At 60.1% G+C, this 12,200-nt stretch carries 10 protein-coding genes; 6 read left to right on the forward strand and 4 right to left on the reverse strand.

Going from position 1 to position 12,200, the window contains the following annotated elements:
- Window positions 1-277: 277 nt before the first annotated feature.
- Window positions 278-3,595, reverse strand: a complete 3,318-nt coding sequence (gene carB, locus SLH49_RS06175) for a carbamoyl-phosphate synthase large subunit (RefSeq protein WP_320268264.1) — start codon at window positions 3,593-3,595, stop codon at window positions 278-280.
- 171 nt (window positions 3,596-3,766) lie between these two features.
- Between carB and bchE the strand changes: the two genes are divergently transcribed.
- From bchE to SLH49_RS06195, 4 genes are read left to right on the forward strand one after another with little or no spacing between them, the layout of a single operon-like run.
- Complete coding sequence (gene bchE / locus SLH49_RS06180) at window positions 3,767-5,431, forward strand: magnesium-protoporphyrin IX monomethyl ester anaerobic oxidative cyclase (RefSeq protein WP_320268265.1); 1,665 nt, start codon at window positions 3,767-3,769, stop codon at window positions 5,429-5,431.
- Window positions 5,424-6,017, forward strand: coding sequence for a bacteriochlorophyll 4-vinyl reductase (bchJ, locus tag SLH49_RS06185; protein ID WP_320268266.1), 594 nt, complete (start codon window positions 5,424-5,426; stop codon window positions 6,015-6,017). The genes bchE and bchJ overlap by 8 nt, the downstream gene beginning before the upstream one ends.
- Before the next feature lie 58 nt (window positions 6,018-6,075).
- Entirely contained in the window at window positions 6,076-8,028 is a 1,953-nt protein-coding gene (gene aspS, locus SLH49_RS06190; RefSeq protein WP_320268267.1) for an aspartate--tRNA ligase, read from the forward strand.
- The gene (locus SLH49_RS06195) at window positions 8,028-8,519 is read left to right on the forward strand and encodes a DUF1993 family protein (protein WP_320268268.1); all 492 of its coding nucleotides are present in this window, start codon (window positions 8,028-8,030) and stop codon (window positions 8,517-8,519) included. The genes aspS and SLH49_RS06195 overlap by 1 nt, the downstream gene beginning before the upstream one ends.
- 92 nt (window positions 8,520-8,611) lie before the next feature.
- On the opposite strand, the gene SLH49_RS06200 is transcribed toward SLH49_RS06195, so the two are convergent.
- Window positions 8,612-9,325, reverse strand: coding sequence for a response regulator (locus tag SLH49_RS06200; protein WP_320268269.1), 714 nt, complete (start codon window positions 9,323-9,325; stop codon window positions 8,612-8,614).
- A 126-nt stretch (window positions 9,326-9,451) separates the two neighbouring features.
- Here SLH49_RS06200 and mce point away from each other — a divergent pair, with 126 nt between their 5' ends.
- Complete coding sequence (gene mce, locus SLH49_RS06205; RefSeq protein WP_320240513.1) at window positions 9,452-9,856, forward strand: methylmalonyl-CoA epimerase; 405 nt, start codon at window positions 9,452-9,454, stop codon at window positions 9,854-9,856.
- A 3-nt stretch (window positions 9,857-9,859) separates the two neighbouring features.
- Here mce and SLH49_RS06210 read toward each other — a convergent pair whose 3' ends face one another.
- The gene (locus SLH49_RS06210) at window positions 9,860-10,060 is read right to left on the reverse strand and encodes a hypothetical protein (protein WP_320268270.1); all 201 of its coding nucleotides are present in this window, start codon (window positions 10,058-10,060) and stop codon (window positions 9,860-9,862) included.
- Entirely contained in the window at window positions 10,057-10,812 is a 756-nt protein-coding gene (locus SLH49_RS06215; protein ID WP_320268271.1) for a DUF6502 family protein, read from the reverse strand. Before SLH49_RS06215 ends, SLH49_RS06210 begins: the two co-directional genes overlap by 4 nt.
- A 79-nt stretch (window positions 10,813-10,891) precedes the next feature.
- On the opposite strand from SLH49_RS06215, the gene SLH49_RS06220 reads away from it, so the two are divergent.
- Window positions 10,892-12,178, forward strand: a complete 1,287-nt coding sequence (locus SLH49_RS06220; RefSeq protein WP_320268272.1) for a vWA domain-containing protein — start codon at window positions 10,892-10,894, stop codon at window positions 12,176-12,178.
- Window positions 12,179-12,200: the final 22 nt, after the last annotated feature.

Here is a 12,200-nt window from a genome sequence, read left to right on the forward strand (position 1 = left end):
AGGCCACCAATGCCGTAAGAGTCGTCGATGATCGCCGTCGAGACCTCACTCAGTTTTCTGATCCCGGCTCGCTTGTTCTTGAGCTTTGCTAGCCTCTTTCCTGTACGTTGGACCGGGTTCTTAGAAGGAAATCTGCCAAATAATTGGCACTGGACTAACGGAGAGCAAGAGCGAGAGATACACCGACATCGCACGTTTATGTTCTGGGGTTGCGTTCGCAATGGATGTCATGGCGTCCTTCGTTCACCGGGCAACAAGAAGCATCCAGTTTCTCACTTTAGCCCTGCAACGCCCTCACGCCCACATCCCCCTCTTCCCGTGCCTGCATGGCCAGCACGGCAGCGTGGGCGGCGGCGGCGGTCGTGAAGTAGGGGATTTTGTCGTAGAGGGCGACGGCGCGGATGTCGCGGCTGTCCTCAACTGCCTGCGCGCCCTCGGTCGTGTTGAAGACCAGGGCGATGTGCCCGTCTTTCAGCCGGTCGACGATGGTCAGCCCGCCCTCGTAGACCTTGTTCACCACTTCGCAATCAATCTGGTTTTCACTGAGCCAGGCAGCGGTGCCGCGGGTGGCCACGATGGCGAAACCTAGTTTCAGGAGCATTTGCGCCGCTTCCAGCATATCCGCGGTCTTGTCCGCGTCCTTGATCGAGATGAACACCGTGCCAGCGTCAGGCAGGTTGGTGCCCGCGCCCAGCTGCGCCTTGAGGAACGCGCGGGGGAAGGACCGGTCCCAGCCCATGACCTCTCCGGTTGAGCGCATTTCGGGGCCGAGGATCGTGTCGACGCCGGGGAAGCGGGCGAAGGGCAGCACGGCCTCTTTCACGCTGAACCACGGGGTGTTCGGGTTGGCGAGGGTGAAGGCATCGCCCAGGGGCAGGATCTCCATCGGGTTGTCGGTGACCGGGTAGGGGTCGCGCAGGGGGAAGTTTGAGAGCGGCTCGCCCGCCATCAGCCGCGCGGCGATGGAGGCGATGGCTGAATCCGTCGCCTTGGCCACGAAGGGCACGGTGCGGGAGGCGCGGGGGTTGACCTCGATCAGGTAGACGACCTCGTCCTTGACCGCGAACTGCACGTTCATCAGGCCCACGACGTTGAGCGCCTTGGCAAGTGCTTCGGTCTGCGTCCGGATCTCGGCGATCATCGCGTCGGAGAGCGAGTAGGGGGGCAGTGAACAGGCGCTGTCGCCGGAATGCACGCCGGCCTCTTCGATATGTTGCATGATGCCGGCGACATGGGTGTTTTCGCCGTCAGAGAGGCAGTCGACATCGACCTCCACCGCACCTGATAGGTAGCTGTCAAGCAGAACGGGGCTGTCGCCCGAGACGACAACGGCGTCGGAGATATAGCGTTCGAGTTGGGTCTGGTCGCGGACGATTTCCATCGCCCGTCCGCCGAGGACATAGGAGGGGCGGATGACGAGGGGGAAGCCGATTTCGTTGGCGATTTCAAGCGCTTCGGCGTCGGTGGAGGCGATGCCGTTTTTGGGCTGCTTGAGGCCGAGTTTCTGCACGAGTTGCTGGAAGCGTTCGCGATCTTCGGCAAGGTCGATCGCGTCGGGCGTGGTGCCGAGGATCGGGATGCCCGCATCGTTGAGCGCATTGGCGAGCTTCAGCGGCGTCTGCCCGCCGAACTGGACGATAACCCCGTGCAGCGTGCCGTTTTCCTGCTCGACCCGCAGGATTTCCATCACGTGTTCGAAGGTCAGCGGTTCGAAATAGAGCCGATCGGAGGTGTCATAATCGGTGCTGACCGTTTCGGGGTTGCAGTTGATCATGATCGTCTCGTAGCCCTGATCGGTCAGGGCGAAACAGGCGTGGCAGCAGCAATAGTCGAACTCGATCCCTTGCCCGATCCGGTTGGGGCCGCCGCCGAGGATGACGACCTTTTTGCGGTCCGATGGCCGCGCCTCGCATTCCGCGTCGCCCATGACAGGCGTTTCGTAGGTGGAATACATGTAGGGCGTTTGTGCTTCGAATTCGGCGGCGCAGGTGTCGATGCGTTTGAAGACGGCGTTCACGCCCAGGTTGTGGCGGGCGCGGCGGATCTGGTCCTCATCCCTGCCGGTGAGCGTGGCAAGGCGGGCGTCGGTGAAGCCGAGCATTTTTATCTGGCGGAGGTTTGTTTCGTCGACGGGCAGGCCGTTTTTGCGGATGCCGGCCTCGGCATCGATGATTTCGCGGATGCGGGCGAGGAACCATGGGTCGAATTTCGTGACGGCGAAGATGTCGTCGTCTGACAGCCCGTGGCGCATGGCCTGGGCGATAACGCGCAGCCGGTCGGGTGTCTGTTTGGCGAGGGCTTTGGTGATGGCGGCTGTATCGGGGGCGCCCGGGATGGCGATGTCATCAAAACCGGTGAGGCCGGTTTCCATGGAGGCGAGCGCCTTTTGCAGGCTTTCGTGGATGGTGCGCCCGATGGCCATCGCTTCACCTACGGATTTCATGGCGGTGGTCAGATAAGGCTCCGACCCGGGGAATTTTTCGAAGGCGAAGCGGGGGATTTTGGTGACGACGTAGTCGATGGTCGGCTCGAAGGACGCAGGGGTGACGCCGGTGATATCGTTGTCGAGTTCGTCGAGCGTGTAGCCGATGGCCAGCTTTGCCGCGATCTTGGCGATGGGGAAACCAGTGGCTTTGGAGGCCAGCGCCGAGGACCGAGAGACGCGGGGGTTCATCTCGATCACCACCATGCGCCCGTCATCGGGGTTGACGGCCCACTGCACGTTGGACCCGCCCGTTTCCACCCCGATCTCGCGCAGCACATTGATCGAGTGCGTGCGCATGATCTGGTATTCCTTGTCGGTCAGGGTCAGGGCGGGCGCGACGGTGATCGAGTCACCCGTATGCACGCCCATCGGGTCGACGTTTTCGATGGAGCAGACGATGATGGCGTTGTCGGCCTTGTCGCGCACGACCTCCATCTCGAACTCTTTCCAGCCGAGCAGGCTTTCATCGACGAGGATCTGGCCGACGGGCGAGGCATCCATGCCAGAGCGGCAGTAATACTCGTACTCTTCGCGGTTATAGGCGACGCCACCGCCGGTGCCGCCAAGCGTGAAGGCAGGGCGGATGATGGCGGGCAGGCCGATGTCTTCGAGGGCTTCAAGTGCGAGCTTCACGCCAGCGTCGAGGTCGCCATCCGGCGCCGTCACAATGGTTGCTTTGGGGTTTTCGATGCCCAAGCGATCCATCGCCTCGCGGAAAAGCTTGCGGTCTTCGGCCATTTCGATGGCCTCGCGCTTTGCGCCGATCATCTCGACCTCGAACTTTTCGAGCACGCCCATATCGGCCAGCGCCAGAGAGGTGTTCAGCCCGGTCTGACCGCCCATGGTGGGCAGTAGGGCGTCGGGCCGCTCTTTCTCGATGATTTTGGCGACCACTTCGGGGGTGATCGGCTCAATATACGTCGCATCTGCCAGCCCCGGATCTGTCATGATGGTGGCGGGGTTGGAGTTGACGAGGATGACGCGGTAGCCTTCCTCTTTGAGTGCCTTGCAGGCTTGGGCGCCGGAATAGTCGAATTCGCAGGCTTGGCCGATGATAATAGGGCCCGCGCCAATGATCATGATCGACTGGATGTCGGTACGTTTTGGCATGGCAGCGCCCCTCAAACTTGCAAATTGTTGGGGGTTATAGGCATGGCGCGGTCATGCGCAAGGGGGGCTTTGGATTTCTGGAAACTTGATATCGGAAGCGCGATTTGATCTATGTCAAGTTAACCTGACATTAATTGTGTCAATTTTAATTGACATAACGGAGGTCTGGCCATGCGCATCCTGTTTGTTCACCCGAATTACCGCTCTGGCGGGGCGGAGATTGCGGGGAGCTGGCCGCCTGCCTGGGTGGCTTATCTGGCTGGTTCGCTGCGGCGCGCTGGGTTCGACGATATCCACTTTATCGATGCGATGACCAATGACATCGCGGATGCCGATCTGGCGGATCAGATTGCCGAGATTGCTCCGGATGTGGTGGGTGTGACCGCGATTACGCCGTCGATCTACAAGGCCGAGGAGGTTCTGCGACTGGCGCAGGAGCGGGTGCCAGATGCGCTACGGATGCTAGGCGGCGTCCATGCGACCTTCATGTATAAACAGGTTCTGTCCGAGGCACCCTGGGTCGATGTGATCGTGCGCGGTGAGGGGGAGGAGATCCTGACCGAGCTGATGTGCGCCGTCCGCGATGGCCGCTGGCCTGCGGAAAAGCGCAAGATCCATGGGCTGGCCTTTGTTGACGGCGGCGAGATTGTCGCGACGCAGGCCGCGAGCACGGTGAAAGATCTGGATGGGATCACCCCGGATTGGACCATTCTGGAATGGGAGAAATACATCTACATCCCGCTGAACACCCGTGTCGCGATCCCCAATATGGCGCGCGGCTGTCCGTTTACCTGTTCATTCTGCAGTCAGTGGAAGTTCTGGCGCGACTACCGCGTGCGTGACCCCAAGAAGGTGGTCGATGAGATCGAGGAACTTGTGAATGAGCAGGGGGTCGGGTTCTTCATCCTCGCCGATGAGGAGCCGACGATTAACCGCAAGAAATTCATTCAGTTCTGCGAGGAACTGATCGCGCGGGGCCTGCCGGATCGGGTGAAATGGGGGATCAATACGCGGGTGACGGATATCTATCGTGACCGCGATTTGTTGAAATTCTACCGCGAGGCGGGGTTGGTGCATGTGAGCCTGGGCACCGAGGCCGCCGCGCAGATGAAGCTCGACCAATTCAACAAGGAAACGAAGGTCGAGGAGAACAAAACCGCGATCCGTCTGCTGCGTGAGGCGGATATTCTGGTGGAGGCACAGTTTATCGTGGGCCTTGATAATGAGACGCCGGAAACGCTGAACGAGACTTACGAGATGGCGTGGGACTGGCAGCCGGACCTCGCCAATTGGGCGATGTATACGCCCTGGCCCTTCACGCCGCTGTTTCAGGAGCTCAAGGACAAGGTCGAGGTGTTTGACTTCAGCCGTTACAACTTCGTGACCCCGATCATGAAGCCCAAAGCGATGGAGCGGGGGGAGCTCTTGGACGGTGTGATGAACAATTATCGCCGGTTTTACATGAAAAAGGCGCTGTTTCATTACCCGTGGCGTGGGACGGGGTTCCGCAGGCGCTATCTGTTGGGGTGCCTGAAGGCCTTCATGAAGGCCGGATTTGCGCGCACATTCTACGATCTCGGCAAGGTTGGCTATACCGGGCCGCAGTCGAAGAACCGGCTTGATTTCCACTTTGATGAGACCCGCCAGATTGCCGAGGCGCAGATGGAGGATTGGGAGGCCGCGGCGGATCGCGCGGCAAAGGCCGCCGAACGGCGCGAGGCCATCCGGGCGCAAGGCAAAGCGCGCGCTGTCCAAAGGAATGCAGCGTTCAAGATGCCTAACGGGGCGGAGGTGAAGGTGTGCGGCGGTGGCTCTGATCAAATGGAGGATGCCTGAGGATGTCCGCAGCACACCGGGTCTGATCGGGCCAAACGCGATACTGCAATTGCTGCCGGTGCTGGAACAGGCCGGCGGCACTCGGTTACGCGATCAGATCATGTGGGCTGCGGGCGTTTTCGATCCGCCAAGCGATGCGGGGCTGATGCCTGAGGCGCCTGCGGCGCGTATCCATCAGGCCCTGCGTGAGATTGAGCCAGAGATGGCATCGTCTTTGGCCTGGGCTGCGGGTGTGCGGACGGCGGAATACATTATGGCGCACCGCATTCCCAGATTGGCGCAAGGTCTCTTGCGATTGTTGCCCGCCCCTATGGCCGCGCCGATGCTGAGTTGGGCCATTGCGCAGCATGCCTGGACCTTTGCAGGATCTGGCGGGTTTTCGGTGGCGGGAAAGCTGGTTTTCGAGATCGCCGACAACCCGATTGTCCGCGGTGAGTATAGCGATCGCCCGCTTTGCCATTGGCACGCGGCGGTCTTTGAAAAGCTCTTTACGGAATTGGTTGATCCGAGGTTACGTTGTGAAGAAACGGCCTGTTGTGCGATGGGTGCGTCGGCGTGTCGGTTTGAACTGACCCGGATGGGTTGACACGACGTGTGCAAAGGGGTGTACGGGGCGGACTGATTGACGCCTTGAGGATACACGCATGCACGCCTACCGCTCGCATACCTGCGCTGAATTGACTGCCGCCCAAGTTGGCAAAACTGTCCGTTTGTCGGGCTGGGTCAATCGGGTGCGCGATCATGGTGGGATCTTGTTTATTGATTTGCGCGATCATTACGGGATCACGCAGGTGCTCTGTGATCCGGATTCGGCGGCGTTTTCCGCCGTCGAGGCTGTGCGATCCGAATGGTGCATCCGCATTGATGGCGAGGTGAAGGCGCGTGATCCGGAGCTGGTGAACCCCAAGCTGCCCACGGGCGAGGTTGAGGTCTTTGTTCGCGAGATCGAGGTGCTGGGCCATGCCGCCGAATTGCCACTGATGGTGTTTGGCGATCAGGAATATCCGGAGGAGACGCGTCTGAAATACCGCTACCTCGACCTGCGCCGCGAGGCGATGCAGGAGAATATGAAGCTGCGGTCTGATGTTGTCGCATCGATGCGCAAGCGGATGTGGGATAGCGGTTTCCGCGAGTATCAGACGCCGATCATCACAGCCTCTTCGCCGGAAGGGGCGCGCGACTTTTTGGTGCCGTCGCGGCTGCATCCGGGGAGATTCTACGCCCTGCCGCAGGCGCCGCAGCAGTTCAAGCAGCTGATCATGGTGTCGGGTTACGACAAATATTTCCAGATCGCACCCTGTTTCCGGGATGAGGACCCGCGTGCCGACCGTTCGCCCACGGATTTCTATCAGCTGGACATGGAGATGTCGTTTGTCGAGCAGCAGGATGTGTTCGATACGATTGCGCCGGTCCTCGCGGGCGTGTTTGAGGAGTTTGGCGGCGGGCGCAAGGTCGATGCGCCTGCCGATTGGCCACAGATTTCCTATCGCGATGCCGCCTTGTGGTACGGCACCGACAAGCCTGACCTGCGCAATCCTATTAAGATGCAAGTGGTCTCCGACCACTTCCGCGATTCTGGCTTTGCGATTTTCGCAAAGCTGTTGGAGCAGGATGGCACCGAAATTCGCGCCATCCCAGCGCCGGGTGGTGGATCACGCAAGTTCTGTGACCGGATGAACGCCTTCGCGCAGAAGGAAGGGCTGCCGGGGATGGGCTATATCTTCTGGCGCGAGGAGGATCTGCCAGCGGAGGTGACAACGGATCCGTCGCATCCGCTTTTCAAAGTGTGGTTTGCACAGCTTTCTGAGTTGGTGGAACGTGATGATAGTGAGTTGAATGAAGAACAGCGCGCCTTCTTGACGAGACCCATACCACAGTCGCCGGAACAGTGGCCTTTTGCTTCTTTCACGTACTTTGCTGGTGCAGGCCCTTTGGCAAAGAACATTGGGCCGGAACGGACGGAGGCGCTCCGCAAGGAACTTGGTCTTGGGGTCGGTGATGCGGCATTCTTTCTTGGTGGGAAACCGAAAACGTTTGAGACCGTCGCGGGAAAGGCGCGTGTGGCCATCGGGGATGAGCTGGGCCTGACCGAGCAGGATCGGTTTGCCTTTGCGTGGATCGTGGATTTCCCCATTTACGAGAAGGATGACGAGACGGGCAAAGTCGACTTTGAGCATAACCCGTTCTCCATGCCGCAGGGTGGGATGGAGGCGCTGGACGGCGAGCCGCTGGAGGTCCTGGGTTTCCAGTATGACCTCGCCTGTAACGGCTATGAGCTGGTGTCGGGCGCGATCCGGAACCACAAGCCCGAGATCATGTTCAAGGCGTTTGAAATCGCTGGTTATGGTGAAGACGAAGTGCGCAAACTCTTCGGCGGCATGGTCAACGCGTTCCAATACGGCGCGCCGCCTCACGGCGGTTGTGCGGCAGGGATTGACCGGATCGTGATGCTGTTGGCGGATGAGGCGAATATCCGCGAGGTCATCATGTTCCCGATGAACCAGCGTGCCGAAGATTTGATGATGGACGCGCCCTCCGAGCCGCAGAATGAGCAATTGCGTGAGCTGCGGCTGCGGGTGCTGCCGCCGGAAAGCTGATGTATGACGCCGCGGTTCCGGTGGCGCTGCAAGCGCTCGACCGCGCGCTTGCTCTACTGGATCACGCGACGCCCGCGATGCTGGCAGCGCGGCTGCATCCGGATATGTTCAGTTGTGCCGAACAATTTGAAATCACGGCCGGATTTGCGCTGCGCGCTACATTGCCACTGATCGGCCGTGCGGTGACTGAGCAAGAAACGCTGCATGATCGCGAAGCGTTACGCGTGCATTTGCTTGCAGCACAGTCCGAGATCAAGGCGCTAAAGCCTGAGGACTTTGCCGGAGTGGAAGATCGCAGGATCGTCCATCGCGCGGGTTTTGCCGATCTTGATCAGTCCGCGCAGGAATATCTGCAGCACTTCGCCATCCCAAACCTTTGGTTTCATCTGTCAATGGCATTTGCGATCCTCCGGGCTGAAGGCGCGCCCGTTAGCAAGGCTGACTTCGATGGCTTGCATGTCTATCCACCCGGTTTTTCCTGGGTGAAGTAGTTTTCGGGTCAAATAAGTGATCCAAACGGGCTTGCATCGCAATTCATGCGATCCCGGCGCTTAGGTCAGCACGCCCCTCCGGCCATTTCGGCCTAAAGTGGCCCTGCCGCCGCGATCCGGGTTTGCACCATTTCCGACAAAGCCGCCACGCCGGGCTTGAGATTGCCGCCTTTCGATTTTTGCGCCACGAGGTCGCGCACGGCCCGATCCAAATCTTCATCATTTGCGCTGCGCGCAACGCCACCGAGGAATTGTGTGACGTAGTCGATATTGTCCTGATCTTCGTCTCTGAGGACCTGTGCGATGTGGTTCAGGTCGTCATGATAAGCGACGCTGTCGGGGCGAATAACCTCATCGTTGATCAGTCGCGGTCCCGGTGGTTGCCGGTCCGCAGGCAAATGGGTGAGGATCGCGTGCTGGAAGGCCGACAGGTTGTCGATTGGTTTGGCGATAAAGCCATCCGCACCCGCCGCGTGTACATCTTCCTCGGCCGTTGTTTCGCCACTGATGCCAAGAATGACCTCGATCCGCGGGGTCGCCTGTGCAAGCGCTTCAATCAGGGCAAGTCCCGACCCGTCCGGCAGGCCCACATCCACGAGCACAACCGTTGGTCGATAGACAGCCAGATGCCGTCGGGCGGTTTGCAGGCTATCGGCCCGCCTGATCCTGGCGCCGGATCGCAGGCACATCAGGCGCATCGCCTCACTGGCATAGCGGCTATCCTCGACCACCAGAACGGTGATACCCAAAAGTGGCCGGTGTGCCGTTGGCGCACGCGCCCCAATCAAACCTGTCAAAGCATCCATCGCGATTCTTCCCTTTGGTTGCAGCCCCTACTCATTGAAAGCATCACAAGGTGAACAGTTCCTTAAGCGGATCATGCGTTGCACTTTTTGCTGCAGCGCGGCAGAGTGCGCCAAAGGGAGAATTTGATGATTGGACGCTTAAATCACGTCGCGATTGCTGTGCCTGATCTTGAGGCCGCGAGCGCGCAATACCGCACCATGCTGGGCGCTGATGTGGGTGATCCGCAAGATGAGCCGGATCATGGTGTAACTGTCGTTTTCATCACTTTGCCCAATACCAAGATTGAGCTTCTCTATCCCTTGGGCGAAGGCTCTCCGATACAAGGGTTTTTGGACAAGAATCCGTCAGGTGGCATTCACCATGTCTGCTATGAGGTCGATGATATTCTGGCGGCACGCGATCATCTGCTGGCCGAAGGTGCGCGCGTTCTGGGCGGGGGTGAGCCCAAGATCGGCGCCCATGGCAAGCCTGTTCTGTTCTTGCATCCCAAGGATTTCAACGGCTGTCTGGTGGAGTTGGAAGAGGTCTGAGACCTATTTGCAGCCCGTGCCGCCGATGCCATCATCACTGGCGAGCGTATCTGCCGGGCAGGGGGTGACGACGGGTGCCATCGGAGCGGCCAGTATCGGCTCTTCAAGGGCGATCTCGGATGCGGGTCCGGCAGGCGCGCGCGCCTCAATGACTGGGCTGCAGGCGGCGAGTATCAGGGCCAGGCTGATGAAAATGCCTCTCATGCGTCGTTATCCTTTGTCGTGTAAAAGTAGCCGCCCGCCCGGAAGCGATGGGATTTTTCGCTTGGGTCTGTTGTTGTTTCTTTCTTCATGACGGCCGCGCGTGTGCTCAGGTTGTTGAAAAGGTCCATTTGCCCGGTTTGGTGCATGGCACGCAATTCCGCAACCTGATCCACCGTCAGTTCGCCATAGTAAACCGCGCGTTCGAAATGCGCCGGATCGGCACCCAGAACGTTATCTGTGGCCGCATCGAAATGATCGCCGATATTCTGGGTTAGGTAGGCGAGTTGGTCATCCGAGCCCGCCAGCGGCTGATAAGAAGCCTGCAGGAGGCGCACCGTCTGGGTTTCAATGTCGACAGCCACAGCACCCGCAGCTTCGAGCGCATCAAGCATTGTGCGCGGGTGGATATCCTTGCGGACCAGCCAGGCCAGCGCCTCGAATGAAGGGGCGGGGCCGTTCTTGGGCAGATCGCTGCCCATAAAGTCCGGTTCCGTCTGCCAGAGTGCCAGAAGACGGGCGAGGTGATGGGTGCGCTGTTCCGGCTGGGGCAGGGCGCGCAGCCGCGCGATGTCGCGCCGTTGCAGCCCCGTCAGGACTGACAAGCGGCTATCGGTCACTTTCCCCTCTGCCATCCCCTTGGCCGCGTTGACGTAATGGACCTTCAGCCGTTCGGCCAGGTCTGGGAACGGGATGCCCCGTGCCACCAGCAAGCGGGCCAGCGGAGCAAGTAGTCTGTCAAGCAGGTTCAGCATGATGTGCAATATGCACATTTTTCTTGACCGGTCCATTGGAATCAAAATATGTGTAAATTGCACATTTTTGGAGAGACCTATGTTAGAACCAAGGAAGATATTGTTGGGGTCGGTTGTGGCCTTTGCGCTGAGCGCCTGTTCCGCGACGGGCCCTGGCAGCGGAACCTATCACGGCGCGGCCGTGTTGCCGTCGCCAAGCCTGGCGCCTGTGGCAGCAGAGGCCGCCATCGCAGCGCCCATCGTTCACGCGCCACCGCCTATATCGCGCGCTGCACCACAGGCAGGTGTTGTGACTGCAGGTGATGTGGATGACACGCTGAACCTGTCCGATTTCCGGCGATATCAGGCCGCAGCAGCGCGCGAACTTGATCTGCCTGTCGCCGCGCTCCAGCGTCCTCTTCTCGCACGGTTACGCGGGCCAGGCGGTGTGCCGGCTCCGGGTATCCGAGTCACACTTCGCAGACCGGGTGCGGATAATGCCTTCTATGATGGCTATTCAGGCGTCGACGGCGTTGTCACTGTCTTTCCAGAGGCATTGGGGCAAGGCCGCTTGAATTCGGTCGAATTGCGCGCCTTCGCGGGCGACGGAGCAGAGCCGTTTGTTTTACAATTGCCTACCGGTTTCCAGCGGAAATCGGTTGATCTTCCTTTCGCAGGCACATGGTCGCCGGACTTTCTGGACCTCGTTTTCGCGGTTGATACGACCGGCAGCATGCAAGATGAGCTTGACTGGCTGGCGCAGGAAATCCGGCAGATCACGCGCGACGTACGGCAGTCTGCGCCGGATGTCGATATTCGGCTGGGACTGATCGTCTATAAGGCGCCTGCCGATCCTTATGTCGTTAGATCCTATGGGTTCACGCGCAGCCCGCGTGAATTTGCCCGCTGGGTCCGGTCCGAACGGGCATCTGGTGGCGCGGGCGGGCCAGAGGTGTTGGCCGATGCGTTGATGGCGGCGGTGGATATGAACTGGCGGCGCGGAAAGGGAGAGCGGCTCTTGTTCCAGATCGGGGATGAACCGCCGACCGAAGTCAAGACGGAGCTCTATTATCGCGCAGCCGCACGTGCTGCCGCGGAGGGCATCCAAGTCTTCAGCGTGACCGCAAGCGGTGTGGACCCGCATCTGGAGTTCCTGATGCGGCAGGGGGCGGCGATGACGGGCGGGCGTTATCTGTTCCTGACCGATGACAGCGGGGTTGGGCTGGCCCATGCAGAGCCCACGATCTCGTGCTATCAGGTCACGCGCCTGAATACGCTTCTGGGGCGCATCCTGCGGTCTGAGCTTAGCGGTCGGCGGATTGAGGCGGCCTCCTTCGATGTGATCCGCAGCGTGGGCAGCTATCAGAACGGGCGCTGTCTGAATTAATGTCGCAGTTGCGTCGGCGGGG

This window comes from Cognatiyoonia sp. IB215446 (assembly GCF_033963825.1).
Classification (GTDB): Bacteria; Pseudomonadota; Alphaproteobacteria; order Rhodobacterales; family Rhodobacteraceae; genus Yoonia.